Source organism: Chryseobacterium sp. Y16C, assembly GCF_022488405.1.
Classification (GTDB): Bacteria; Bacteroidota; Bacteroidia; order Flavobacteriales; family Weeksellaceae; genus Chryseobacterium; species Chryseobacterium geocarposphaerae.
In genome coordinates, this window is record NZ_CP092711.1 from 656,755 (window position 1) to 682,413 (window position 25,659).

The 25,659-nt window shown below is 35.4% G+C and carries 25 protein-coding genes; 10 read left to right on the forward strand and 15 right to left on the reverse strand.

All coding sequences use genetic code 11. The annotated features are described in order from the left end of the window. The 4 genes from hisH to hisIE are packed head-to-tail and all read left to right on the forward strand — an operon-like array spanning position 1 to position 2,633. On the forward strand, positions 1–585 hold the full coding sequence (gene hisH / locus MKS83_RS02790) for an imidazole glycerol phosphate synthase subunit HisH (protein WP_240581870.1): 585 nt from the start codon (positions 1–3) through the stop codon (positions 583–585). Further along, positions 582–1,304: a 1-(5-phosphoribosyl)-5-[(5-phosphoribosylamino)methylideneamino]imidazole-4-carboxamide isomerase gene (gene hisA / locus MKS83_RS02795; RefSeq protein WP_240581871.1), complete on the forward strand. Its 723-nt coding sequence runs from the start codon at positions 582–584 to the stop codon at positions 1,302–1,304. The genes hisH and hisA overlap by 4 nt, the downstream gene beginning before the upstream one ends. After that, a complete protein-coding gene (gene hisF / locus MKS83_RS02800) occupies positions 1,297–2,049 on the forward strand; it encodes an imidazole glycerol phosphate synthase subunit HisF (protein ID WP_240581872.1) in 753 nt (250 codons plus the stop codon). The genes hisA and hisF overlap by 8 nt, the downstream gene beginning before the upstream one ends. Then, complete coding sequence (gene hisIE / locus MKS83_RS02805) at positions 2,046–2,633, forward strand: bifunctional phosphoribosyl-AMP cyclohydrolase/phosphoribosyl-ATP diphosphatase HisIE (RefSeq protein ID WP_240581873.1); 588 nt, start codon at positions 2,046–2,048, stop codon at positions 2,631–2,633. The genes hisF and hisIE overlap by 4 nt, the downstream gene beginning before the upstream one ends. 59 nt (positions 2,634–2,692) lie before the next feature. On the opposite strand, the gene MKS83_RS02810 is transcribed toward hisIE, so the two are convergent. The 5 genes from MKS83_RS02810 to thrS form a co-directional block, all read right to left on the reverse strand. Then, positions 2,693–3,859, reverse strand: a complete 1,167-nt coding sequence (locus MKS83_RS02810) for a M28 family peptidase (RefSeq protein ID WP_240581874.1) — start codon at positions 3,857–3,859, stop codon at positions 2,693–2,695. A gap of 104 nt (positions 3,860–3,963) precedes the next feature. Then, a complete protein-coding gene (gene rplT, locus MKS83_RS02815) occupies positions 3,964–4,308 on the reverse strand; it encodes a 50S ribosomal protein L20 (RefSeq protein WP_100375628.1) in 345 nt (114 codons plus the stop codon). A 121-nt stretch (positions 4,309–4,429) separates the two neighbouring features. Continuing rightward, positions 4,430–4,627: a 50S ribosomal protein L35 gene (rpmI, locus tag MKS83_RS02820; RefSeq protein ID WP_034676300.1), complete on the reverse strand. Its 198-nt coding sequence runs from the start codon at positions 4,625–4,627 to the stop codon at positions 4,430–4,432. A gap of 223 nt (positions 4,628–4,850) precedes the next feature. Next, on the reverse strand, positions 4,851–5,351 hold the full coding sequence (gene infC, locus MKS83_RS02825) for a translation initiation factor IF-3 (RefSeq protein WP_185116753.1): 501 nt from the start codon (positions 5,349–5,351) through the stop codon (positions 4,851–4,853). Positions 5,352–5,500: 149 nt separating this feature from the next. Continuing rightward, entirely contained in the window at positions 5,501–7,438 is a 1,938-nt protein-coding gene (gene thrS / locus MKS83_RS02830; protein ID WP_240581875.1) for a threonine--tRNA ligase, read from the reverse strand. A gap of 93 nt (positions 7,439–7,531) precedes the next feature. Here thrS and MKS83_RS02835 point away from each other — a divergent pair, with 93 nt between their 5' ends. Next, complete coding sequence (locus tag MKS83_RS02835) at positions 7,532–8,719, forward strand: DUF4932 domain-containing protein (RefSeq protein ID WP_240581876.1); 1,188 nt, start codon at positions 7,532–7,534, stop codon at positions 8,717–8,719. Between the two features lie 153 nt (positions 8,720–8,872). On the opposite strand, the gene MKS83_RS02840 is transcribed toward MKS83_RS02835, so the two are convergent. Beyond that, the gene (locus MKS83_RS02840) at positions 8,873–10,417 is read right to left on the reverse strand and encodes a hypothetical protein (protein WP_240581877.1); all 1,545 of its coding nucleotides are present in this window, start codon (positions 10,415–10,417) and stop codon (positions 8,873–8,875) included. 147 nt (positions 10,418–10,564) lie between these two features. On the opposite strand from MKS83_RS02840, the gene MKS83_RS02845 reads away from it, so the two are divergent. From MKS83_RS02845 to leuB, 4 genes are all read left to right on the forward strand, one after another. Beyond that, positions 10,565–11,728: a 2-isopropylmalate synthase gene (locus MKS83_RS02845; protein ID WP_240581878.1), complete on the forward strand. Its 1,164-nt coding sequence runs from the start codon at positions 10,565–10,567 to the stop codon at positions 11,726–11,728. Positions 11,729–11,758: 30 nt separating this feature from the next. Beyond that, positions 11,759–13,141 carry a 3-isopropylmalate dehydratase large subunit gene (gene leuC, locus MKS83_RS02850; RefSeq protein ID WP_240581879.1) on the forward strand — a complete coding sequence of 461 codons (1,383 nt, stop codon included), beginning with the start codon at positions 11,759–11,761 and terminating at the stop codon, positions 13,139–13,141. Between the two features lie 116 nt (positions 13,142–13,257). After that, positions 13,258–13,857, forward strand: coding sequence for a 3-isopropylmalate dehydratase small subunit (gene leuD, locus MKS83_RS02855; protein ID WP_100375634.1), 600 nt, complete (start codon positions 13,258–13,260; stop codon positions 13,855–13,857). After that, a complete protein-coding gene (gene leuB / locus MKS83_RS02860; RefSeq protein ID WP_240581880.1) occupies positions 13,847–14,968 on the forward strand; it encodes a 3-isopropylmalate dehydrogenase in 1,122 nt (373 codons plus the stop codon). Before leuD ends, leuB begins: the two co-directional genes overlap by 11 nt. 170 nt (positions 14,969–15,138) lie before the next feature. Here the strand turns inward: leuB and MKS83_RS02865 are convergent, their stop codons facing one another. The 9 genes from MKS83_RS02865 to MKS83_RS02905 all read right to left on the reverse strand — a co-directional run bounded on the left by MKS83_RS02865 (position 15,139) and on the right by MKS83_RS02905 (position 23,563). Beyond that, the gene (locus MKS83_RS02865) at positions 15,139–15,330 is read right to left on the reverse strand and encodes a hypothetical protein (RefSeq protein ID WP_100375636.1); all 192 of its coding nucleotides are present in this window, start codon (positions 15,328–15,330) and stop codon (positions 15,139–15,141) included. 12 nt (positions 15,331–15,342) lie between these two features. Then, positions 15,343–15,948, reverse strand: coding sequence for a DUF4230 domain-containing protein (locus tag MKS83_RS02870; RefSeq protein ID WP_100375637.1), 606 nt, complete (start codon positions 15,946–15,948; stop codon positions 15,343–15,345). Between the two features lie 5 nt (positions 15,949–15,953). Beyond that, positions 15,954–16,517, reverse strand: a complete 564-nt coding sequence (locus tag MKS83_RS02875) for a thioredoxin family protein (RefSeq protein ID WP_240581881.1) — start codon at positions 16,515–16,517, stop codon at positions 15,954–15,956. A 1-nt stretch (position 16,518) separates the two neighbouring features. Next, positions 16,519–16,986, reverse strand: coding sequence for a nucleoside triphosphate pyrophosphohydrolase family protein (locus tag MKS83_RS02880; RefSeq protein WP_087710124.1), 468 nt, complete (start codon positions 16,984–16,986; stop codon positions 16,519–16,521). Between the two features lie 192 nt (positions 16,987–17,178). Then, positions 17,179–17,595, reverse strand: a complete 417-nt coding sequence (locus tag MKS83_RS02885; RefSeq protein WP_240581882.1) for a hypothetical protein — start codon at positions 17,593–17,595, stop codon at positions 17,179–17,181. 12 nt (positions 17,596–17,607) lie between these two features. Beyond that, positions 17,608–18,315 (reverse strand): glycohydrolase toxin TNT-related protein, encoded by a 708-nt coding sequence (locus tag MKS83_RS02890; RefSeq protein ID WP_240581883.1) that lies wholly within the window; start codon positions 18,313–18,315, stop codon positions 17,608–17,610. Between the two features lie 456 nt (positions 18,316–18,771). Continuing rightward, positions 18,772–21,705, reverse strand: coding sequence for a reprolysin-like metallopeptidase (locus MKS83_RS02895; protein WP_240581884.1), 2,934 nt, complete (start codon positions 21,703–21,705; stop codon positions 18,772–18,774). 204 nt (positions 21,706–21,909) lie between these two features. After that, positions 21,910–22,407 (reverse strand): DinB family protein, encoded by a 498-nt coding sequence (locus MKS83_RS02900; RefSeq protein ID WP_240581885.1) that lies wholly within the window; start codon positions 22,405–22,407, stop codon positions 21,910–21,912. Positions 22,408–22,423: 16 nt separating this feature from the next. Then, positions 22,424–23,563 carry an acyl-CoA dehydrogenase family protein gene (locus tag MKS83_RS02905; RefSeq protein WP_240581886.1) on the reverse strand — a complete coding sequence of 380 codons (1,140 nt, stop codon included), beginning with the start codon at positions 23,561–23,563 and terminating at the stop codon, positions 22,424–22,426. A gap of 191 nt (positions 23,564–23,754) precedes the next feature. Here MKS83_RS02905 and MKS83_RS02910 point away from each other — a divergent pair, with 191 nt between their 5' ends. Then, a complete protein-coding gene (locus tag MKS83_RS02910) occupies positions 23,755–25,623 on the forward strand; it encodes an endonuclease (RefSeq protein WP_240581887.1) in 1,869 nt (622 codons plus the stop codon). Positions 25,624–25,659: the final 36 nt, after the last annotated feature.

Below are 25,659 nucleotides of genomic sequence, written 5' to 3' on the forward strand. Positions count from 1 at the left end.
ATGATAGCAATTATAAAATACAACGGCGGAAACGTAAATTCTGTACAGAATGCCTTGAACAGATTGGGAGCAAAATCCATCATTACCGATGATTTTGAGCTGATCAGCAAGGCAGACAAAGTGATTTTTCCTGGAGTAGGAGAAGCATCTTCCACCATGAAAAGCTTAAAGGAAAGAGGCTTGAATAAGCTAATTCCGGCATTGAAACAGCCCGTTTTGGGAATTTGCCTGGGAATGCAGCTGATGTGTAAAAATAATGAGGAAGGAAATACCGTAGGAATGGGAATTTTCGATATCAATGTAAAAAGATTTCCTGCAAAAGATATCGTTCCGCACATGGGATGGAATATCATTTCGGGCTTAAACTCAGGTTTATTCTCAGGGGTTGAAGAGGAAAGTGATGTTTATTTTGTTCATAGCTATTATTGTGAACTCTCGGAGAATACAACTTCGGTTTGTGATTATATTTTACCCTTCAGCGCATCCTTACAAAAAGATAATTTTTATGCAATGCAATTTCACCCTGAAAAGTCCGGAAAAATTGGAAGTCAATTATTAGAAAACTTTTTAAAACTTAAGTTATGAAAATCATTCCTGCCATTGATATCATCGACGGAAAATGTGTACGCCTCTCAAAAGGAGATTACAAAACGAAAAAAATATACAATGAAAATCCGGTAGAAGTAGCCAAAGAATTTGAAGATTTTGGAATAAGATTCCTGCACTTGGTTGATTTGGATGGCGCAAAATCTAAACATATCGTCAATCAAAAAGTATTGGAAAATATTGCTGGAGCAACTTCATTAGAGATTGATTTCGGAGGTGGTTTAAAAACCTTAGAGGATATTGAGATTGCTTTTAATTCAGGAGCAAAACAAATTACGATCGGAAGTATCGCCGTTCAAAACCTTGAATTTTGTTTTGATCTCATTAAAAAGTATGGTTCAGAAAAAATTATTTTAGGGGCAGATTGTGACAACAGAAAAATAAAAACTTCCGGCTGGCTGGAAGAAAGTAATCAGGATGTCATTGATTTTATTCTTAAGTATCAGAAAGAAGGCGTAAAAAATGTAATCTGTACAGATATTTCAAAAGACGGAATGTTGGAAGGTGCTTCTACTGATTTATATAAAGAAATTTTAAATGACACCAACATTCAACTGGTTGCAAGTGGCGGAATTTCGAAGATTGAAGATGTTTATGAAATGAAAGAAATCGGGTGTTCCGGAACAATTATCGGGAAAGCGATTTATGAAGGAAGGATTAAATTAAAAGAACTGCAAAAATTTATTGAAAATGCTTAAGAAGAGAATTATTCCATGTCTGGATATCAAAGATGGAAAGACGGTAAAAGGAATCAATTTTGAAGGGTTACGAAACGCCGGAGATCCGATAGAATTAGCAAAAAAATACGAAGAGGAAGGCGCCGACGAATTGGTTTTTCTGGATATTACCGCAACAATCGAAAAACGAAAAACTTTCGCTGAGTTGGTAAAAGAAATTGCAAAAGAACTGAGTATTCCGTTTACTGTTGGAGGTGGAATTTCAACAATTGAAGACGTAAGAAAATTACTGAAAGCCGGAGCAGATAAAATAAGCATCAATTCTTCTGCCGTTAAAAATCCGCAGTTAATTTCTGACCTGGCGAAAGAATTCGGAAGTCAATGTATTGTTGTTGCCATTGATACGAAATTTGTCGATAATTCTGATTGGGTTCATGTGAAAGGAGGTCGGGAAATGACTAATTTAAAAACGTTAGATTGGGCAAAAAAAGTTGAAGAATTAGGAGCCGGAGAAATTCTTTTAACTTCGATGGACGGAGACGGAACAAAAAAAGGTTTTGACTTGAGAATTACAAAATTGATTTCCGAAAACGTAAATATTCCGGTAATTGCTTCCGGTGGAGCCGGAAAAATTGAGGACTTTGAGGAGGTCTTTAAACACACAAAAGCAACCGGAGCTTTAGCAGCAAGTATTTTCCATTTTGGAGAAGTAAAAATCGGAGATTTGAAAGATGGATTGAAAACTAAAAAAATTGCAGTACGATGAACATAAATTTTAATAAAGGTGAAGGTTTAGTTCCTGTTATTATTCAGGATAACAGAACATTGCAGGTTCTCATGTTGGGATACATGAACGAAGAAGCCTTTGAAAAGACAAAAAACGAAGGTATTGTCACATTTTTCAGCCGTTCAAAAAACAAACTTTGGACGAAAGGGGAAGAATCGGGAAATTTTTTAACGGTAAAAAGTATTGATATTGATTGTGATCAGGATACGGTTTTAATTAAAGCTGTACCTAAAAATGTAGTGTGCCATACCGGAAGTTTCAGTTGCTTCGGCAACAAAAGCTCTAAAGGCTTTCTATATGAATTGGAGGAAAAAATCAACCGGAGAATTGATGAAAAAATTAAAGGTTCCTACACGTATTCATTATTTGAAAGGGGAATCAATAAAGTAGCTCAAAAAGTAGGAGAGGAAGCTGTGGAATTGGTAATAGAAGCTAAAGACGACAATAATGAGCTGTTTAAGAATGAAGCAGCAGATTTACTTTATCATTATTTGATTTTATTAAAAGCCAAGAATATGACTTTAGAAAATATTGAGGAAATATTACTGAAACGTAACAAGTAATATAAAATATACTTGCAGAATTTTTTTTTCGGCGGGCAAAGTCCGCCGAAAAAAAATCACTATTTAATTAAGAATTTTCTCACCGCAGTTTTATCTTCAGATTTGATAATGCCTAAATAAGCTCCCTTTTTCAGCATTGAAACATTAATCTTTGTTTCATTTTCTGTTTTAAGCAAAGATCTTCCGGATAAATCCGTAATCTCAAAATTAAAATTCCTGATATCCTTAGGAAGCTCAATATTAAGAATATCTTTCGCAGGAATAGGATAAATTCTAACTGCATCAAGTTTATTGATCGTAATATCAGTTGTTCCCAATGTTGTACTCGCAATTGCAAAATGCTGAAGAGCACCCACCGAAGCTTTTCCTACATTATAAACATAAGTAGGATCCACATTCGCAAAAGTATCATTTACCGTATGTTCATTATGACTTCTTACCGTTTCATAAAAGCCGGTGATAATATCTCCTTGGTTTTCAAAAGGCATATAATCTGAAGAATAAGCATTGGACATATTCGTCTGGAGCGGAGAATATAACGTAGTACAAGTTGCCAATTGCTGCGTAAAAGAGAGAGACGCAGCATCATTTCCTGATTGACCGCTCTGATCACTTTCACAATTAATCGTATTGTTTGTATTTCCAATTTTTCCACCTACCTGATCAATATTAAATACTACACGTAAGTTCAGCTGACGAACATTATTCTGGAATACCACATTATTTACATAGTGAGTACTTCCTACCAATCCCTGTTCTTCTCCTGAAAAGTGAATAAATTTAATCGAGTATTCCGTAGGAACATCTTTCAGGATTCTTGCCGCTTCAAGTATGATGGAAGTTCCACTTCCGTTATCACTAACACCAGGCCCTACGATCGTATCATAATGACCACAGATGATAACATAAGTATTAGGATATAAAGTTCCTGTTTTCGTAATGATCAGATTTTTAGAAGTTGAGCTTCCATAAGTAAAAGAATCTTCCGTAATCTGGCTTGCATTGTAGCCAAACGATTGGTATTTTGCTTTTAACCAATTCAAGGCATCAGTATTCGCCGTAGAACCGGTAGTTTTTACTCCTAAATTACCAAACTCCTGCAAAAGTGTTGTAACATTCGTTTGAGAAACCTGATTGGCTCTCGTTTGATAAGCCTGAATAAAACTTTGTGCCTTACTGCAAAACCCAATAACTGATAAAAATAGGAGAGTACTGATCTTTTTCACTGGAAATTCTCGATTTTAAACTTTATTAATAAATGACAAATGTAGATAATAAAAAAATCCCGAGCAAAAAACCCGGGATTTATATTGATAACAAAAATTTTACATTATTTTACTTGATCTACAACTGCTTTGAAAGCTTCAGGGTGATTCATTGCTAAATCTGCTAAAACTTTTCTGTTAAGCTCAATGTTGTTCTTTTTAAGAGCTCCCATAAATTGAGAGTAAGACATTCCGTGCTCTCTAGCTCCCGCGTTGATACGAGTAATCCAAAGTGCTCTGAAGTTTCTTTTCTTCTCTTTTCTACCACGGTAAGCATATTGCATTGCTTTTTCTACCGCGTTTTTAGCTACAGTCCAAACGTTCTTTCTTCTACCGAAAAAACCTTTAGCTTGCTTAAAAATTTTCTTTCTGCGTGCTCTTGAAGCTACGGCATTTACTGATCTTGGCATAATTTAAATTGTTTTTTTGAAATGTGCGGTAAATTATTTCATTACTCTTAGCTGCTCCATTTCAGGGTTAAATTGTTGAATTTGTTTGAATTCTTATAAACCGAATATAGATTTATAAAAACTACTTAATGGCTAATTGACGTTGAACGCTTTTCTCATCCACTTTAGCTACGTAAGAAGTAGTAGTAAGATTTCTCTTCTGCTTAGTTTCTTTCTTAGTTAAGATGTGGCTTTTGTAAGCATTTTTTCTTTTGATCTTACCTGTTCCAGTAAGAGCAAAACGCTTTTTAGCACCTGATTTCGTTTTTAATTTTGGCATTGTTTTGCTTTTTATTGTTTTGTTATCAATATCTGTCTTGGCTATTCCTAAACATTTCAGGAATAATAGTCTGCAAAATTAAGAAAAAAAAATGAGACTGAAAAAGAAATTTTCCACAACCAAGAATCCAAGATATGTAGAATACACAAAAAAGAGACTTCATTCAGAAATCTCTTTTGTATGATCTTTTCAGCAGTGTGTTACTTCTGAAAATTGTTTTGAATTATTTAGCCGGCTTTTTAGGACTCATCATCATAATCATTCTCTTTCCTTCAAGCTTAGGAAGTTGATCTACCTTTCCAACGTGCTCTAATTCCTGAGCAAGTTTCAGAAGTAAGATCTCTCCCTGATCTTTAAAGATAATAGAACGGCCTTTAAAAAATACGTAGGTCTTCAGCTTTGAACCTTCTTCAAGGAATTTTTCAGCGTGCTTTTTCTTGAATTCGTAGTCATGCTCATCAGTCTGAGGTCCGAAACGGATTTCTTTTACAACTACTTTTACCTGCTTAGCTTTAAGCTCCTTTTGCTTTTTCTTTTGCTCGTATAAGAACTTTTTATAGTCCAATACTCTCGCAATAAATGGTTCAGCCTTATCGGAAATCACTACCAGATCCAATTCCTGTTCCTGAGCAATCTGTCTTGCTTTGTCAATTGGATAAACTCCCGGCTCTACGTTATCGCCCACTAAACGAAGCTCTCTCACACGAATTTTATCGTTGATCAAGTGAGCGTCCTCTTGTACCGGACGTCTCTGTGGGCCCCTGTTGTTAAATCTTTGTGCTATTGTATTATAATTTTATTGGTTAACTTCTATTTTATTAATCATTCTGAATAAAATTAATTTTAAAAGTATTCAGAATGATATTTTTAGATTTAAGCATTAAACTCAAATCCTGTTTTTGATGCTTCTTTGAAATAAGTAACGAAATCTTCAATCTTCATTACTCCTAAATCACCTTCTCCACGTCTTCTTACAGAAATTGTGCCATCATTTTCTTCATTGTCTCCCACTACAATCATGAATGGAATCTTCTTCAATTCTGCATCACGGATTTTTTTACCCGTTTTCTCATTTCTGTCATCAATTAGTCCGCTAATATCGTGATTTTCCAGTAATTGAGAAACTTTTTTAGCATAATCTACATATTTCTCACTGATTGGCAAGATGATAAATTGATCCGGAGCCAGCCATAATGGGAAATCTCCAGCTGTATTTTCAATCAAAATCGCAATAAACCTTTCCATAGAACCAAATGGTGCTCTGTGAATCATTACCGGTCTGTGCTTTTCACCATCGTTTCCTGTATACCAAAGATCGAATCTTTCTGGTAAGTTATAATCCACCTGAATGGTTCCAAGCTGCCATTTTCTACCTAAAGCATCTTTCACCATGAAATCCAGTTTAGGACCATAAAACGCAGCTTCGCCGTACTCAGTAACTGTATTTAAGCCTTTTTCAGTAGCAGCCGTTACGATTGCATTTTCAGCTTTCTCCCAATTTTCATCGGTTCCGATATATTTTTCTTTATTATCCGGATCTCTTAATGAAATTTGTGCCGTAAAATCAGCAAAGCCTAATGACCCGAAAACATAAAGAACCAAATCGATCGTTTTCTTAAATTCATCCATCAACTGATCCGGAGTACAGAACAAGTGCGCATCATCCTGAGTAAACCCACGAACCCTGGTCAAGCCGTGAAGCTCACCACTTTGCTCATATCTGTATACCGTACCAAATTCTGCATACCTTTTTGGTAAATCTCTATAGCTCCATTGTGAAGTTTTGTAGATTTCACAGTGGTGAGGACAGTTCATCGGCTTCAGCATAAATTCTTCCCCTTCATTTGGAGTTTTAATAGGCTGGAAGCTGTCTGCTCCATATTTATCCCAGTGTCCAGAAGTTACATATAATTCTTTTGCTCCGATATGTGGAGAAATTACGAATTCATAACCTGCTTTTTTCTGAGCTTCTGAAAGGAAATTCTCTAATTTTTTTCTTAAAGCTGCTCCTTTTGGTAACCATAAAGGTAATCCCTGACCAACTTTTTCAGAAAAAGCAAAAATTCCTAGCTCTTTACCCAGTTTTCTGTGATCTCTTTTTTTAGCTTCTTCTAAAAGCTCTAGATATTCTGTTAAATCTTTCTGTTTTGGGAAGGAAATACCATATACTCTTGTTAATTGAGGATTGTTCTCATTTCCTCTCCAGTATGCTCCGGCAGCATTTAAAATCTTCATTGCCTTCACAATACTTGTATTCGGAATATGTCCTCCACGACAAAGATCTGTGAAATTATCGTGCGTTACGAAAGTGATTTCTCCATCATTCAGATTAGAGATCAGTTCCACTTTATAAGGATTATCTGCATATACTTTTAAAGCTTCTTCTTTAGAAACAGGGTATAATGAGAATGTTGAGCCTTTTTTAGCATTTTCCAATACTTTTTTCTCAATCTTTTCAAAATCTTTATCAGATAAAGTTTCGTCACCGAAATCTACATCATAGTAAAATCCTTTTTCGATTGCAGGACCAATGGTCAACTTAGCATTAGGATAAAATTCAAGGATAGCCTGCGCCAAAAGGTGGGCAGAAGAATGCCAGAAAGCTTTCTTTCCAAGATCATCATTCCAGGTTAACAATTGTACCGTAGCATCCGTGGTGATAGGCGTGGTCGTCTCTACTTGTTTGTCGTTTACAACTGCGGAAATGGTATTTCTAGCCAATCCCTCGCTTATAGATTTTGCCACATCTAGCGGAGTAACTCCCGCCTCGAATTCTCTGACACTATTGTCTGGAAGTGTAATTTTTATCATTGTTTACTAAGAAATTTTAAGATGCAAAAATACGCATTTTTTAGTTAAAATACTATATTCGCATATACTTAACCCCAGAATTAATATTAAATAATGAAAAAAATATTTTTAGTATTCTCAATTACAATTTCTACATTCAATTTTTCCCAGAAAAAAGCATCAAAATTTTCAGTCGATTATAACAAAAATATTGAAACCTATTTTCTCGCAGAAATCCTTTCAGCAGAACACAGGAGAAACAATAAAGATTTTGAATTATATAAAATTAAAGAATGCTCCACCTATCAACCCATCGTTAAAAAAGCATTAGATCAATACGGTTATTTGAAAAATTCTCCGATTGCAGTAGCCACTGCAGAACTCAATGACATCATTATGGAGAAATACGGATTGGGAAATGACGCTTTAATGCAATCTTTGGTATATCACAAAGAATTCCCTTCCAATGACTGGCTGAATGTATATCATTTCGAGTTTTCCCGTTTAAATGAAACACAAAACAAAGAAGTAACTGATTTAATCAAAAATTATCTTGATAAACTTTCAAAATTCTATATTCAAGAGAAGATTGAAACGTTTTTTAATGAAAATAAAAACTTTTATCAAGGTGCAGTTTATGAATATAATAAACAGATTCCGGTTGGTTTTACCGATGCCATGGAACAATTTTACGGTGAAAAATTCAACAGGTATGTCGTTCTCATTTCTCCCATGATGATGTGGCCTATTTCCGACGGAGAAGGAAGAGGAATAGGTGCCAATTTAGTTTTAAGATCTGGGGCAAAAAATATTTATGAGATTGCAAGTCCCTTTGTAAAAGTTGAGAAAGAAGGACAGTTCGGTTATGATAACCAATTCCAGGCTAGATTTTTAAGTGTACATGAATTTGGACATTCATTTGTGAACAAAGAAGTTAACAAACGTTCTGCAAACCTTCAAAATTTCAAAAATTTATTTGAAAAGTCAAATTTGAAAGAAACAATGATTAAAACCGGCGGTTATGGAGATTATGAAACCTGTGTTTCAGAACATCTTGTAAGACTAGGGGAGATCGAAACCGCAAAAATTCAGAAAGATTTTGAAAGAGCAAAGAGACTTGAAGAATATCATTTAAAGAATAATTTTATCTTTTTGCCTCAATTGGAAGATAAAATAAAAGAATACGACACCAACAGAGTACAATATAAAAGTTTTGGTGATTTCGTTCCTCAATTACTTGAAGTTTTTGAAAACAGCAATATTGATTTTATAAATTCTGAATTGGAGAAAGTGAAAAAGTAATCTTTAAAACATTTATTTATACATTATTTAACCATTAAGGAATTAAGAAAATTAAGTTAAAAGCCTTTACGCTATAAAATCTATTTCGCTATTTGACTTTCTTCATTTACCTTAATTCCTTAATGGTTCAAATTAAAACGCTACATTAAAAAATCAATGCTTTCTCTTATATCGCACTTTTCCCTTAATAATCTCAATGACATCCACATTTCTTACTTTAGATTTTACCCAACCGTGAATATCTATATAAAACAAAGATCTACGATAATACTCATTTTCAGCAAAGACCTCTAACTTTTTATCAAATTCTTTAAAGGAATTCAGTTGTTTGTCTGGGGTTAAATTATTCAGGTTTTTAAAGAATTTAATGCTTTCAAAATGAAACTCATCCGGTTTTTTCATTTTTTTTGTAAATTTTGAAGCTGCTTTTATAAACTCGTCATAATCTTCATCATTCCCCGATTCATGTTTTGCCATTAAGATCAAAATTCTCGTATGGAACAGCAGGTCTTCCTGAACATTTCCTTTAGACTCAATGACTTTTAATGAATATTTTATCGATTCTTTAAACTTCTTACTACCAAAAAACATAGCCGCCATTTTCAGGTAAAGAATCATGAAATGATGCTCATCTATTTTATCACGGAATCTTTCCATTTTAAGTTCAATTTCCGGAATCAGCTTAGAGCCAGAAAAGAATTCGCCTTTCACAAAGTGAATATTCATTAAGGTATTATAATAGGTCAGGAAAACAAGTGATTGAATATTTTCATTTTGAGCAAAACTTGAAGAATGGACAATTTTATTAAACTCATTGAAGCTGTCTTCCAGAATATCAATATTTCCATATAAAAACAGGATTTTCAGGAGGTAGGTATTTCCTTTAATATACCATACAGGATGACTTATAATCATGTCCGGATTTTTGTGAAATAAATCCACCCACTGATAAGCATATTTCAATGTATATTTATATTCCTGAAGCAATTGATTCTTCCAGACATGCGCTTTAAAATACCATAATTTCTCAGTAAAATTAAGCTTTTCAAAATTAATTTTCTGAATCTGGGCATTAAAAACTTTCATGACTTCAGCCCGGTCTTCATCATTTTTCACATAACCATGCGTCAGCATTTCACTGTATAATTTCAGTGACAGATTGGATAGTTCCGTAGCATAATGGTTTTGTTTACTGATTTCGGTGGACTGTTGGATCAATTCCTCTGCACGACCTTCAATACTTCGTGTAATAAACTGTGATTCAATTACTTTTTCCAGATTGATAATTTCCGAAGCAATACTTTTTTCGTCTAAACCTAAAGCCGATTGTTTCGTTTTATCTAAAATCTTCAGTGCTTGTTTATAAAGTCCTTTCTGATATAAAATATTCGCAAAATCAAGCTGCTCACGGAGTTGTATTCTATAGTTTTGATGACTGGGATTCATTCTTAAACTCACCAAAATCTGCTTGTAAAGATGGGCTTTAAGATTTGACAGTTGCTGTTTGGTTGAAATTTTCTTATCAACGATAATATTCTCATCATATTCCTTCATCTTATCAATCTCTGAAAATAAGAGAAGAAATTTAGCATCCACATTAATCCCGAGACGGTTTACATAGAGCTTGAATTGCCTTTTTTCAGAGGTTGTTAATGACTTAATCAATACAAATAAAAAATCTTTCTGCAATTCTGCCATTGTAAATTTATAGAATTTAAAATACTGTTATTCAAATAATTAAAATTAAAAATCAATATTTTGAATATTGTAATTTTTATAGAAACCTAAAACTAAAAACCTTTTCAACTTTCTAGTTTTGAATCAAAATTAAGTAAAAACTTCATTATGAATTCCGAAAAAGTCGAAATTTTTGATACCACATTGCGTGATGGAGAGCAGGTTCCGGGGTGTAAATTAAATACCGAACAAAAATTGATTATCGCTGAAAAACTGGACGAACTGGGTGTAGATGTTATCGAAGCAGGTTTTCCAATCTCCAGTCCCGGAGATTTTCATTCCGTTTCGGAAATTTCAAAGCTGGTAAAAAACGCGAAAGTTTGCGGATTGACAAGAGCCAATCAAAAAGACATCGATACGGCTGCAGAAGCTTTAAAATACGCTAAAAGACCAAGAATACATACAGGAATCGGAACTTCGGATTCTCATATTAAATTCAAATTCAATTCCAACAGAGAAGATATTATCGAAAGGGCTGTTCAGGCTGTAAAATACGCTAAAACCTTCGTAGAAGATGTGGAATTCTATGCCGAAGATGCAGGAAGAACAGATAATGAATATTTGGCAAAAGTTTGTGAAGCTGTAATCAAAGCCGGAGCTACAGTACTTAATATTCCAGACACGACAGGATATTGTTTACCCGAAGAATATGGAAAAAAAATAAAATTTTTGAGAGAGAATGTAAATGGCATTGACAAGGCAATCCTGTCTTGTCACTGTCATAACGATTTGGGAATGGCAACCGCAAATTCTATTGCAGGAATCGTAAACGGAGCCAGACAGATCGAATGTACCATCAACGGACTTGGAGAAAGAGCCGGAAACACAGCTTTGGAAGAAGTGGTAATGATTCTGAAACAACACGCACATTTAAAATTATATACTGACGTTCAGTCCAAAATGCTCAACCCTATGAGCATTTTGGTTTCTGAATTGATGGGAATGCCGGTTCAGCCCAACAAAGCAATTGTTGGTGCGAATGCTTTTGCTCACAGTTCGGGAATTCATCAGGATGGTGTCATCAAAAACAGAGAAACGTACGAAATCATAGATCCGGAAGAAGTAGGGGTAAATGCATCTACAATTGTATTAACAGCAAGAAGCGGACGTTCGGCTTTAGCTTACAGATTCAAGCATATAGGTTTTGATGTTACCAAAAATGAGCTTGATTTTTTATACCAGGAATTTCTGAAAGTTGCCGATATGAAAAAAGAAGTCAACAATGATGATTTAAGCTCTATCATCGAAAGAGTGACAAAAAAAATAGGGTAGGATAATTGATTTAAATGTGCTAAAATTAAAATGAACAACGATAAAAAAACTCTTTTTGACAAAGTTTGGGATGCTCACGTTGTAGAAACGATTCCGGACGGACCTCAAATTATATACATCGACAAACATCTGATTCATGAAGTAACAAGTCCACAAGCTTTTGCAGAATTGGAATCCAGAAACTTAGAAATATTCAGACCCAAACAGATTGTTGCTACGGCCGATCACAATGTTCCGACACTGGATCAGGATAAACCGATCCGTGATGATTCTTCTAGAAATCAGGTTGAACAATTAACGGAAAATTGCAGAAAAAACAATATCGAACTTTACGGATTAGGACATCAATATCAAGGAATTGTCCACATCATTGCACCGGAATTAGGCGTTACACAGCCTGGAATGAGTATTGTCTGTGGTGATAGTCATACTTCTACCCATGGTGCTTTCGGCTCTATTGCTTTTGGCATCGGAACCAGTCAGGTTGCACAGGTTTTTGCGAGTCAATGTTTACTGCTGAACAAACCAAAATCAATGAGAATTACTGTAAATGGTAAGCTTAATAAAAATGTTCAGCCCAAAGATGTAATTTTATATATCATATCAAAAGTAGGAACTGATGGTGGAACAGGATATTTCTGTGAATATGCCGGAAATGTTTTCGAAGAAATGTCGATGGAAGGCAGAATGACTGTTTGCAATATGAGCATTGAAATGGGAGCCAGAGGAGGCATGATTGCTCCTGATGAAACCACTTTCAACTATGTCAAAGGCAGGACTTTCGCACCAAAAGGAGAAGAATGGGAAGAGAAACTAGAATATTGGAAAACCTTAAAAACAGATGATGAAGCGGTTTTTGATGCAGAATTTTCTTTCGATGCTTCTGAAATTTATCCGATGGTAACTTACGGAACCAATCCGGGAATGGGAATCTCTATCAACCAAAATATTCCGAATCCGCAAAATGAATCTGAGGAAAAAGCTTTGAAATACATGGGTTTAAAAGCCGGACAGGCTCTTTCCGATATTAAAGTTAATTATGTTTTCATCGGAAGCTGCACGAATGCAAGAATTGAAGATTTCCGTTCAGCAGCCAATTATATAAAAGGGAAAAGCAAATCAGAACACGTTCAGGCTTTAATTGTTCCGGGTTCTCAACAGGTGGTAAAACAGATTTTTGAAGAAGGATTAGACAAAATTTTCAATGAAGCCGGTTTCCAGATCAGGCAACCAGGATGTTCTGCATGTTTAGCTATGAATGATGATAAAATTCCGGAAGGAGAGTACTGTGTCTCCACTTCCAACAGGAATTTTGAGGGAAGACAAGGACAGGGCGCCCGAACTATTTTAGCAAGCCCTTTAACGGCTGCAAAAGTTGCCATTGAAGGGAAAATATCAGTTTTTGAAAACTAATGATAAAGTGAATTTATTTCATAAGTGAAGATCAATGGTCAATATAAAAAAACAATTAAAAATTCACCATTGACTTGCAAAGCAAAATTCACATTTCACATTAATAATTTAACACAATGCAAAAATTAGTCATTATAAAATCCCGGGCAATTCCTTTGCCGGTTGAAAATATAGATACAGACCAGATTATTCCTGCCCGATTTTTAAAAAGTATTGATAAAAACGGTTTCGGAGATAATCTTTTCAGAGACTGGCGTTATAATGTTCATACGAATGAACCTAATCCCGATTTCGTTTTAAATAACCCTACATACAGCGGTGAAATTCTTGTAGCAGGAAATAATTTCGGTTGCGGAAGCAGTCGCGAGCACGCTGCCTGGTCTTTAACAGATTATGGTTTTAAGGTCGTTATTTCGAGCTTTTTTGCTGATATTTTTAAAGGAAATGCTTTAAATAACGGATTATTGCCGGTAAAAGTTTCGGAAGAGTTTTTAAAGGAAATCCTGAACGATATTACAGAAAACCCTGAAAAAGAAATTCTGGTAGATGTCGAGCAACAAACCATTACTTTCAATGATAAAAGCGAAAGTTTTGAAATTGATTCGTATAAAAAAATATGCCTGATGAACGGTTATGATGATATTGATTTTTTAATCAGCAGAAAACAGGCCATCCAGGAATTTGAACTAAAGACACAAAAAGTATATGAAAACTGACTTTAAAATTGCCGTTCTTCCGGGAGACGGAATCGGACCGGAAGTGGTGAACGAAAGCATTAAAATTTTAGATGCAATTGCTGAGGCTTTTCACTATAAATTCGAATTTAAATATGGATTGGTGGGAGCAGAAGCCATTTTTAAAACCGGAAATCCATTGCCGGATGAAACTTTAGAGATCTGTAAAGAATCTGATGCAGTGCTTTTCGGGGCTATCGGAGATCCTGCATTTGATAATAATCCGGATGCGAAAGTTCGTCCTGAACAGGGATTATTGAAACTTCGCAAAGAGCTTGGTCTTTTTGCCAACATAAGACCCTTGAAAACATATAATTCTTTGATTGAAAAAAGCCCTTTGAAAAAAGAGATTATTGAAGGAACAGATATTCAGATTTTCAGGGAACTGGTGAGCGGAATTTATTTTGGAGAAAAGTTTACGGATGAAGAAGAAGGGTACGCTTATGATATCTGTAAGTATAACCGTGATGAAATTGCTCCAATTGTTCATATGGCTTTTCAGGAAGCTCAAAAAAGAAGAAAAAAATTAACCTTAATCGATAAGGCCAATGTTTTGGATACTTCCAGATTATGGAGAAAAATCTGTAAGGAAATTGCAACAGAATATCCTGATGTGGAACTTGGTTTCATGTTTGTAGATAACGCAGCCATGCAGTTGATTTTAAATCCGAAACAGTTTGATGTGATTGTTACAGAAAATATGTTTGGGGATATTATTTCTGATGAAGCGAGTGTAATCGGAGGTTCTATCGGCTTACTTCCGTCCGCTTCTATTGGAAATGAAAATGCTATGTTTGAACCTATTCACGGTTCTTATCCACAAGCAAAAGGGAAGGGAATTGCCAATCCGATCGCTTCAATTTTGAGTACAGCAATGATGCTTGACTATTTAAAACTGGATCATGCTGCTGAAAAACTAAAAGAATCTGTAGAACATGCTATAGAAAATAAATATGTCACCATCGATCTCAATGCAGAACAGCCTTATTCAACCGATGAAGTAGGAAGTTTCATTGCAGATTATATCAAATATTCTGAAAAAACATATTATAATTTCGAGAATGTACAACTTGGAAAATCTACAATCGTGTAATAAAGTGATCTGTCAATTTTGCTTCGTGAGTCAATAGTCAAATAGTTAGGGGAATTCACAAGCGAAGCGAATTGACCACTGTCAGTTCATTACTATGTTTGACTTTTATTTTTATATTTTTTTTTGAAAAAAAAGGTTCGGTCTCATGGAGACCGAACCTTTTGTATAATTTAAGATTTCTCTTTTGTATTATCTGTTTTTCCGGATTTGTTTTTTGAAGATTCCTGAACATCTTCTTTATCAATATCAGGTGGGTTCGTTTTTTTTGACGAAGCAGGAATATTGGGAAAATCCTGATTTTGTTTCTTTGTTTCTGCATTGTTCGCAGATTCTTTTCCTTTTTTATTTTCTTTTGAGTCCATAATTTTTGAATTTTATAGTCCTAAAATACCCAGCTTACCGGTCTGGTCTTCTATACTATAATTCAAAGCCTTTGCCAAAACGAAAATATTATTCAGATTTTCCATTAATTGTTTATGCCCTTCGGATCTTAATTTATTCTGATCTACAGATTTAACGGCAGTTTCTTTTGCTTTCTGGGTAACGTTTCTGATATCTTTCTCTGAAATCCTGTTAAAAAAAGAGTCATCCAACGATTGAATTTCCACACTCGGTGTAATTCTTATATCAGCTTCCGGAAGGTCTGTAATGACCAGTTTTTTATTAATGGAATCAACCTTAATTTTCATCTTATTAAGATCATAAGAAACCTGGGCATTGGTCTTAGTATACGTAATAATACTGTTACTGGAAACTTCTTTTCCGAAAAACTCGTATCCCATTTTGGTTTTCTGCATGGAAGAAAAGTTCTGCTCGATCACCACCATTTTATTCATTTTGGAAATCTGATTGGTCAGAATGTAATAATCTGACTGCTCAGTTTTTCCGCCAAGATTCAGACAGGATTTCAATCCAAAAAATAATAAAACCATCAACAGGGCTCCTGCTATGAACGGTATTATGAATCTGGTATTTTTCAAACCTGTTATTTTAAAATTTCGTTGATTACAGACTGGTCATCTTTCTTCAGAATATTCACCAAATCTCTTTCAATATATCCTGTGGTTGGCATTTCTATGATTCTTCCGATTTCTTTCCCATATTTTTCAACAATAATCGTAGGAACTTTCTGAATATTGTAACGGCCTTCGTCTCCTGTTGGAGATTCTTTCTTACGATTTACCGCAATAATCGTCAGTTTATTTTCCGGATATTTTACTTCTTCCAGAATTTTCATTAGCCTCGGGAAATCTCTATGACTGTCCTCACACCATGTCCCCATGAAAACCGTAATATTATAAGAATTGATTTTATCCTTTTTAAGATCATTAATTGCTTTCTGATCCATTGCATATTCATCATGCTCTTTCACATACCAGTCTGCATACGGAGCTTTCAGGAACTGATCTTTTAGCTGGTTTCCTAAAAGCATTTTGCCGTCATTTGTTGTTTCAACCTCTCGGTTTACGACTACTTTTTGAGCACTGACCTGCTGACCTGTAAAAGCCAAACAGGAAATAACGGCAACATTTGTAATGAGTTTTTTCATATTATTTTTCGATAATTGTCTTCAAATCAGCCGGAGAATAATATTTATTTTTCAGGACTTTATGATCTGCCTGTCTGTAAACATTAAATTTCTCACCCGATTTTTCATAAAATGATTCTACGTCTTTTGCTTTGTAAAATTCAACCGTCTCCTGTGCCTGTTCTTCATTATCGCAAGCTTTTGACATATTGGAACGCTGAACTTCGTTGAATAGTTCTACAAATTTGCTGCCAAGTCCGAATTCCAGTACGGCACCGCTCAAAACATATTGTAAATCGCATAATGCATCCGCAATTTCTACAATGTTGTTATCTGCAATCGCCTGTTTCAATTCGTTTAACTCTTCCTGTAAAAGCTCAACTCTAAGATTGCATCTTTCCGGTGAAGGAATTTGTGGAGTATCTAAAATAGGGGCTTTAAAAGTGGTGTGGAATTCTGCTACCTGGTTCAGACTATCAATTTTATCCATGAATATTTTTTATTTAAAGCAAATATAAAAAACGATTTCGGAAAATATACAACGCCTCTTAGAATAAAATCCCATCCTGCTGAATTACTGTATCTTCTAATTAATAATATGTAGTGTCATTTTGAATGAAATACAGAATCTTTTTGATAATAATTTAGATTTCTCCTTTCGTCGAAATGACAAACAATTAATTTACAATTTCTGATATTCCCAAACTCCTGAAAGGTCTAAAACCGTTAATCCCGGCTGTTTTTCTCCATAACTGAAAACTCCTATATAATTGGATTGACAAGATTCACACTTTGTTCCAAAATATAACGTAGGCAGCTCATTCACCGTTAATTCCCCAAAATGAATTCTTCCGGGTGATGTTTTCGTTACCATATTGTTCTTTAAAAGATCTGTTTTAGCCAGTACTTTATCTTCATTATAGAGCTGAAAAATTGGGAATCCCGATTCATAAGGGGTAATTTCAACTGTATTTATATGACCACACTTATTGCACGTGAATTTCACTACAGCCGACGGACTCATCTCATCGTTGATAAAATAGTTTTTTGCAATAAGGGCTTTCTTGCCTAGAATTATTTTGTTTGATATTGAATGCATTGGGTTTGTTTATTATTGTATCACCGTACCGACCAGGCTATTATACTTTCCACTCGGACTTTTTTTGATGGTGATTTTTACATATCCTTCTTCTGCTAATTTATTCCAGGTTTTCTGATAACCCGTTGTAATATCAATCGGAATTTTCCACATCGTCTGTTTTCCTCCTCCAACTTGACCAAACCAAGGGATAACGTCAGCAGTTTGAGATTTGAAAGGTAATAAATTATTTAACACATCTATCTCGTAATAGAAATCATACGCAGTTTCAGGCTGGTTTAAAGCTCTTTGTGAGAAAGTATAGACATATCCGTTGATAATAGGGCTTGTAAAACTTCCTCCTAAAGTAGGAACTCCAGTTCCGTTATAAGTACCGACAGCACCGCTGTATCTGTCAAACTTTTGTCCTGCCTGAAAAGAAACATCATCAACAATATTATATCCTCCGTTGGCAGGTGGCCATCCTCCATTCAAATTATTAACTTTAAAAAGAGCCTCCAATTCTCCCCATTTCCCCTGTCTGTAAAGTTCAAATATATAATCTCTTGTCTGCTGATCTACTTTTCCGCCTGTATCGTAAGTTGAAGCAAATTCGTTGGCACTTTTGTAGAATACGGTTTTAACAGGAGGGATATCCGTTTCTACATCATTATCTGAACTACAGGCTATAGAAAGAAAAGCCGTTGATAAAAAAAATAAATACTTAAATAAATGTTTCATATAAATGTTTTAAATTATGTAAATAGAAGAAGTGAGCCCTCAGCTCACCTCAAAGCTTGTCAAGAAAAGATTTCGTATACGGGTTTCTTCTCCATTTTTTATAGGAGACGCTTTATATGCAACGGATTTTTCAAATCATTTGAAATGAAAGTGTATGGTAAAATCTAAGAAAACAATATTACCTATTTGCTAAAAATACATTTTAGAACTTCCTTAAAAGACAAGTCGGTAGGCGGTACAATAGGAATAATTTGATGATAAAATTAAATAAAAAATTCATTTATCTGTGACTTTTTTTGATAAAATTACCATTCTTGCAGGGATAATAAATTATAAAAGAAAGATTCATATTTTTATTTAACCTGATTATGAATGTATTAATTACAAGAAAATGATTTTTATAAATAAAAAAACTGCCTGTTTTCACAGGCAGTCACACATAATGTAATAATGGTATTAGTTTTTGATGAATCTTTTAGACACTTCACCAATCTGAATAATATATGCTCCTTTGATAAGGCTGCTCACATTAACAGAACTTCTTTCAAGTTTTCCTGATTTAATTAGTTTTCCACCCATATCGAAGATTTTATAGTCTTCTGAAGCCGAATTTGAAACATTTAAAATATCTCTCGCCGGATTCGGATACAGCTTAATATCAGGTATTAAATCTTTAGTATCAAGTAAATCTCCTCTTCCTGATGAAACAATATTCAAAGTATAGTCTTCAACTTGTCCATACGTATATGATCCACAAGACGATGTTGGATCAGAACTGTATTTCATCATCACTCTCATTCTTGTAGTTCCTAAAGTTGCCGTTACAGGGATTGTAATTGATCCTGTAGCCGGACTCGTTGTAGAACCTGCTTTAGACCAAGCTAATTCTCCACTGTCTGCGAAATCGCCATCTTTATTGTAGTCAATATAAACTGCGTAAGCTTCACTATATTTCGTAGAAGTCCATGTTGGAGTTATAGAAATAGTATATGCACTACCTCTTGTTACATTTGTAGAAACTGAAGTAAAGTCTTCATATCCTGCTGTTCCTGTAGAAGTATTATTAATAGTTCCGAAGCTTACATTTCCAATTCTTTCATCAGCTGTATTGGTTGCTGATGCTGTACAATAACTTACTGAAGTGCCTGCAAGAGTGGTAACAGAAACGGCGTTACTTGCTGCTGAAATATTTCCTGCTGCGTCTTTTGCTTTTACGGTAAAGCTGTAAGTTGTAGAAGGAGTTAAACTTGTTACAGTATAAGTAGTAGATGCTGTGGAACCGATCAACGAAGAACCTTGATAAACATCGTAACCTGTAACCGCTACGTTATCTGTTGCTCCTGACCAAGAAAGATTTGTGCTTGTAGAAGTAGTGCCTGAAGCTGCTAATGTAGGGGCTGTAGGAGCCACAGTATCCGAAGATCCTGAACCTGCATTTACAGTAATATTTGCGTTATTTACATCGAAGAAAATATGATTGGAACCCTTCACCATGATTCTTCCTGTAGTTGTAGAAACATTTGGAATCATTACCGCTTCGCTTCCATCATTTGGAGTTCCCGCCAATAGAGTAGTCCATGTATTTCCGCTGTCTGTGGACCAAAGAATATCTACATTTGCTGCATTTACATTATTAGCCGTAGTTCCCGCTACATTCCAGGTTATGGTTTGAGAAGTACCTCCTGAATAGGTTGTTGCCGTATTTTGTGAACTCACACTGAAAGGTCCAGCTGTACTATTCACAGTAATTACTGCATCATCTGAATTATTTCCGGAACCTCCGGCTCTGTTGTCACGAACTGTAAATCTGAAGTTATAAGTTCTTGCTACATTGGATAAAGCTTCCACTGTAATTTCAGAACCTGCCGTTGTAGTTGCTCCTGCTAATACAGAAGCCATTCTTGGAAAATATCTAATTGGAGTTGTTTGTGGAGTCCAGGATCTGAAAGTCGGTCCGGAAGCTTTTGTTGCACTAGCAGCCGAACTTGCTCCTGTTTGTGAGGAAGAAGCATTATCCATTTGTTCCCAAATATAAGTCAATGAATCTCCGTTAGCATCAGTTCCTGCTCCGGTTAACATAAATGGCGTTCCTTTCGGAATGGTATAATCTGAACCTGCATTTGCTGTTGGAATTGAATTTCCTGTGGCAGTATTTACAGAGCAGGTTTTAGCTTTGATATTATTCGTGATCTGCTGAATACTGATGGCATGGAAGAAAGCATCCGAATGCGGCTGAATATCCTGGCTTGTAATTCCCGCATATCCCATAATCGTTGATCCTGATCCCGGTTCCATGTTTGCTCCCGTCCCTTCGTTATTCATTGAGAAAGTATGGTTTCCACCAAACTGATGTCCCATTTCATGAGCCACATAATCTATATCAAAATTATCACCTGAAGGAATTGCATCTGCCGGTGAAGTATAACCGCTTCCTTTTGAACCATTGGTACAGATACAGCCGATACAACCTGCATTTCCGCCTCCTCCGGAAGCACCAAACAAGTGTCCGATATCATAATTTGCCTCACCAATAACTGAAGTTAAAGTAGATTGAAGCTGAGAATTCCAGTTGCTCATTCCTGAGGCTGCAGAATAAGGGTCGGTAGAAGCGTTGGTATAAATTACCGCGTCATTATTAGCGATTAACACCATTCTGGCAGCAAAATCTTTTTCAAATACACCGTTTACACGAGTCATAGTATTGTTCATTGCCGCCAAAGCATTTGCCTTAGTTCCTCCGAAGTAGGTGGTATATTCTCCGGTACAAGATAGTGCCAGTCTGAATGTTCTCAACACGGCATCATCTGCGTTCGGTCTTGCAGCAAGATTTGTTGTACCTGCAGCTCCTTTTTGAGCAACATCAATTACGGTGCATTCAAATTTACTCAGATCATCTTTTTTATCAGATTTTTTGTACACTATATAAGTAGAAAGATCTTTTGTATAAGGCTCGATGAAAACTGCAGATTTATCTCCGTAGATTTCCATTGAAGACAAGCCCAAAGGAGAAATACTAAAGTAAACTGTAGAATTAGGATCTTCTAAGCCCGTTCCTACATACGACTTGATTTCGGGGTATTTTGCAGCCAATGCAGGATCAAAATTCGAATTTTCTCTTACTTTAAAGTTTTCCATTTTTCCTTCAGAATTTGGGAAAGAAATAATGATTTCTGATTTTTCTCCTGCCGCCAGTCTCTTAGGGGCTTTTACAAGAGCGTTCTTCAGTCCGTTTATATCCAGACTGAAAATCCTGGGAGTCGTAATAGAAGACTTGTTTTCAAAAATTTCCGAAGTTGTTTTTCTAGAACTTTCAGACCAAAGACGGTCGGTCTGCGCAAAAGAAATTCCTGAGATCAGAAGTACTCCGATCATCGATAGTTGTTTTCTCATATAATCTTTATTTTGTTTGTGGAATATCAAAGCTAATAAATTTTATATTACGAAAAACAAATTTTTTTAAGAAATTTTTAGATTATTTATTTAAAATATTATGCAATGCATTAAAAATAGTTTAAATATTATATTCTCATAAAAAGAAAATAGCATACGCAAAATACGTATGCTATTCAATTATAATAAGATAATTCTAAATTTCTAAGACTTGTCGTCTGCTGTTGGTCCGTATAATCCGGGAACTTTATTTCCTGTAGATCTTAAATAAACGACCAATTCTCCTCTGTGATGATACAAGTGATTGTAAAGGAACGAGCGAATTACCTGAATTTTCGGCATAGGAGGGAAGAGTACGTTTCCGTTCATTTCCATTGTCCATTCGTTGAAATAAGTCCCTTCGTCTGAGTTTTCCAAAGCTTTCTGAGCTTTAGCTACATTTTCTTCAAACTTAGCCACAATATTTTCAGCTTTGGAAATATCTCCTTTGTCATATTGATATGTTCCCATATCAAAAACATCCTGATTAAAGGTATATTCAAACCAGTTATAAACCTCTGAAATATGAGAAGCCAACTGAACTGCGGTCCAATTAATTTCAGACGGCTTCCAGTCTAAAGCGCTATCAGGAATTGCTTTCAAAAGTTTTCGGGTATTTTCTGCTTCATGCAAAAACTCACCCAACAAAGCCTGCTTAATCATTTGTTTATGTTTTAAATTATTTTGTAATATCTCTACCGATCACTAATCTTTGAATCTCAGAAGTACCTTCTCCGATGGTGCAAAGTTTAGAATCTCTGTAGAATTTCTCAGCCGGGAAATCTTTTGTATATCCGTATCCCCCGAAAATCTGAACTGCATTATTAGCAATTCTTACACAAGCTTCAGAAGCATATAATTTTGCCATAGCTCCTTCTTTTGTCATTTTTTGCTTAGCATTCTTCAATGTTGCCGCTCTTTGAATCAATAATTCAGAAGCATCGATTTCAGTTGCCATATCTGCTAACATAAAATTGATCGCCTGGAACTCAGAAATTGATTTTCCGAACTGATGTCTTTCTTTAGCATATTTTAAAGCTGATTTATAAGCTCCTCTGGCTGTTCCTAAACTTAATGCAGCAATAGAAATCCTACCTCCGTCAAGAATTTTCATAGCCTGCTTGAAACCTTCACCCACTTCTCCTAAACGGTGAGAATCCGGTACACGAACGTTATCGAAGATTAACTCCGCCGTTTCCGAAGCTCTCATTCCCAATTTATTTTCTTTTTTACCGGAAGTAAAACCAGGCATACCTTTTTCTAAAACAAAAGCCGTCGAGTTATTTTTAGCTCCTTTTTCACCTGTTCTTGTCATTACCACAGCAATATCGCCAGAGATCGCGTGAGTAATAAAGTTTTTAGCTCCATTAATGATCCAGTCATCTACGTCTCTTACCGCTGTTGTAGACATGCCTCCTGAATCTGAACCTGTATTATGTTCTGTTAACCCCCAAGCTCCGATTACTTTACCTGAAGCCAACTGAGGAAGCCATTTATTTCTTTGCTCTTCATTTCCAAATTCGTAGATATGATTGGTACAAAGAGAGTTGTGAGCCGCCACAGAAAGACCGATAGAAGGATCTACCTGAGAAATCTCATCAAGAATTGCAACATATTCATGATAACCAAGACCAGAACCTCCGTACTGCTCAGGAACAACAATCCCCATAAAACCCATCTCACCTAACTGATGAAACAAATCTTTAGGAAAAGTCTGGCTTTCATCCCACTCCATAATATTAGGTCTGATATTCTTCTCAGCAAACTCTCTTGCTGTTTCCGCTATCATTTTAATGTTGTCAATAGTCTCTGTATTCATAATAGATAATAGTTAGTTCCCAAAGATAAATAAATTGACGGAACGCCCAAAAAAATTATTTCCTCCATAGTAATTTATGAACAAAGCTTTAATTTTCAATTTTTTATATTCTGACAATTAATGATTTTTTAATAAATTTTTCTTAAAAAGAAGTTTAATAATTTACTAATTTTGCTTCCCAATACTAAAACATGAAAAAACTTCTACTTCCTGTAATTTTGATTTCATCATATCTTGCAGCGCAAGCTCCTGCAGGGTATTATGATGGTACAACCGGATTAACCGGCTACGCACTGAAATCAAAGCTTCATGATATTATTTCTGCCAAGAATATCAACTGGCATTACAGTGATCTTACTAATTATTACAACCAGACTGATTTAGATAAATATTATGATTACGGTCCAAGCAATACGACTATTTTATTAGACATCTACTCCGAAATCCCTACAGGACCGGATGCTTATGAATATACAACCGCAAACATTATCGGAAGTGCAAGTGCAGAAGGACAGGGTTGGAACCGGGAACACATGATGCCTCAAAGCACATTTTACAGTAATTATCCAATGTATTCCGATTTATTCTATGTGGTTCCTACAGATGCGAGAATAAACCAATTAAGAAGCAATTACCCTTATGGAATCGCGGGTTCCACTATATATTATACATTTACCAACACTTCAAAAATCGGGAACTGTGCCATTCCCGGAATAACTTATACGGGACGTGTCTATGAGCCTATTAATGAATTTAAAGGTGATGTAGCCAGAAGTTTACTGTATTTTGCCGTAAGGTACGAAGGTAAGTTAGGAACTTTTAATTTTAACAACAATACAAATCCCGCTTCTGACACCAACCCTCTGGATGGGACGGAAGAAAGAGGTTATGATCCGGCTTATATCGCCATGCTTCTTCAGTGGCATCAGCAAGACCCGGTTTCTCAAAGGGAAATCGACAGAAACAATGCAGTATATGCTATACAGAAAAACAGAAATCCTTTCATTGATAACCCAGCTTGGGTAAATGCAATCTGGGGGCAAACTCCCGATACTGTGGCTCCGCAAGCACCCACCAACTTAAGTGTAACACAAAACAGCGCTTATTTTACAACATTAAGCTGGACTCCGAGTTCAAGTACGGATGTAATCGGTTATAAAATTTACCAGAACGGAACTTTGGTTGGAGCAACGAAAAATACAACCTTTAGTGTAGATCATCTGACACCTTCAACAGCTTATACTTTTACCGTTAAAGCTTATGACAACGGATACCTGCTTTCTTCCGACAGCAATGTTGCATCTACCACAACCTTAGCTTCGGATGTCTATGCTAAAGACTTGATGGTTACAAAATACCTGGAAGGAACTTCAAACAATAAAGGGTTAGAAATTACCAATAAAACCGGACATTCTGTAAACCTGAGCGATTATAGATTATCTATTCAGTTTTCAAGCGGAAGCAACTATTATTTTCCCGACCCATACGAATTGGAAGGGATTGTTCAGAATAATGAAACATTCGTAGTGCTGCATCCTGAAGCTAATTTTTCCTGCTACAGCATCAGTCAGGCAAAATTTGTAACAGCAGCTCCACAAATGACCTATTCAGGAAGCCAGTATTTGGAATTAAGATATAAATCGGCAACCGTAGACGCTATTGGAATTTCAGGCACCAGCAATTCTTCAACCTTAGGGAACGTTTCTTTATACAGAAAGGCAAGTGTAACCCAACCTACAACAACCTTTACACTTTCTGAATGGGATTCCTATGCAAGCAATTATTGCCAAAATCTCGGATCATTATCAACTTCGGAGCTCACTACTTCTCAAAAAGAAAATGAGTTTAAAATTTACCCAAATCCTGCCAATGAAAACATTTTTGTAAGCGGAAAAACTGAAGATATACAGTCAGCACAGATTTTAGATTTTTCAGGGAAAGTAATTTCTACGGAAAAAGCTCCATTTAGAAACAAAAAGAATATTTCTGTTCAGCACTTATCTACAGGCTCTTATTTATTAAAGCTTGACGAAAAAATATATCCGTTTATTAAAAAGTAGATTTATATTTTAATATATAACAATAAAAAACGTCGG

Excerpts from the sequence above, each read along its gene's own strand:
- hisH (WP_240581870.1), top strand. The coding sequence starts at position 1 with ATGATAGCAATTATAAAATACAACGGCGGAAACGTAAATTCTGTACAG.
- hisA (WP_240581871.1), top strand. The coding sequence starts at position 582 with ATGAAAATCATTCCTGCCATTGATATCATCGACGGAAAATGTGTACGC.
- hisF (WP_240581872.1), top strand. The coding sequence starts at position 1,297 with ATGCTTAAGAAGAGAATTATTCCATGTCTGGATATCAAAGATGGAAAG.
- hisIE (WP_240581873.1), top strand. The coding sequence starts at position 2,046 with ATGAACATAAATTTTAATAAAGGTGAAGGTTTAGTTCCTGTTATTATT.
- rplT (WP_100375628.1), bottom strand. The coding sequence starts at position 4,308 with ATGCCAAGATCAGTAAATGCCGTAGCTTCAAGAGCACGCAGAAAGAAA.
- rpmI (WP_034676300.1), bottom strand. The coding sequence starts at position 4,627 with ATGCCAAAATTAAAAACGAAATCAGGTGCTAAAAAGCGTTTTGCTCTT.
- thrS (WP_240581875.1), bottom strand. The coding sequence starts at position 7,438 with ATGATAAAAATTACACTTCCAGACAATAGTGTCAGAGAATTCGAGGCG.
- MKS83_RS02835 (WP_240581876.1), top strand. The coding sequence starts at position 7,532 with ATGAAAAAAATATTTTTAGTATTCTCAATTACAATTTCTACATTCAAT.
- MKS83_RS02840 (WP_240581877.1), bottom strand. The coding sequence starts at position 10,417 with ATGGCAGAATTGCAGAAAGATTTTTTATTTGTATTGATTAAGTCATTA.
- MKS83_RS02845 (WP_240581878.1), top strand. The coding sequence starts at position 10,565 with ATGAATTCCGAAAAAGTCGAAATTTTTGATACCACATTGCGTGATGGA.
- leuC (WP_240581879.1), top strand. The coding sequence starts at position 11,759 with ATGAACAACGATAAAAAAACTCTTTTTGACAAAGTTTGGGATGCTCAC.
- leuD (WP_100375634.1), top strand. The coding sequence starts at position 13,258 with ATGCAAAAATTAGTCATTATAAAATCCCGGGCAATTCCTTTGCCGGTT.
- leuB (WP_240581880.1), top strand. The coding sequence starts at position 13,847 with ATGAAAACTGACTTTAAAATTGCCGTTCTTCCGGGAGACGGAATCGGA.
- MKS83_RS02865 (WP_100375636.1), bottom strand. The coding sequence starts at position 15,330 with ATGGACTCAAAAGAAAATAAAAAAGGAAAAGAATCTGCGAACAATGCA.
- MKS83_RS02875 (WP_240581881.1), bottom strand. The coding sequence starts at position 16,517 with ATGAAAAAACTCATTACAAATGTTGCCGTTATTTCCTGTTTGGCTTTT.
- MKS83_RS02880 (WP_087710124.1), bottom strand. The coding sequence starts at position 16,986 with ATGGATAAAATTGATAGTCTGAACCAGGTAGCAGAATTCCACACCACT.
- MKS83_RS02885 (WP_240581882.1), bottom strand. The coding sequence starts at position 17,595 with ATGCATTCAATATCAAACAAAATAATTCTAGGCAAGAAAGCCCTTATT.
- MKS83_RS02890 (WP_240581883.1), bottom strand. The coding sequence starts at position 18,315 with ATGAAACATTTATTTAAGTATTTATTTTTTTTATCAACGGCTTTTCTT.
- MKS83_RS02895 (WP_240581884.1), bottom strand. The coding sequence starts at position 21,705 with ATGAGAAAACAACTATCGATGATCGGAGTACTTCTGATCTCAGGAATT.
- MKS83_RS02900 (WP_240581885.1), bottom strand. The coding sequence starts at position 22,407 with ATGATTAAGCAGGCTTTGTTGGGTGAGTTTTTGCATGAAGCAGAAAAT.
- MKS83_RS02905 (WP_240581886.1), bottom strand. The coding sequence starts at position 23,563 with ATGAATACAGAGACTATTGACAACATTAAAATGATAGCGGAAACAGCA.
- MKS83_RS02910 (WP_240581887.1), top strand. The coding sequence starts at position 23,755 with ATGAAAAAACTTCTACTTCCTGTAATTTTGATTTCATCATATCTTGCA.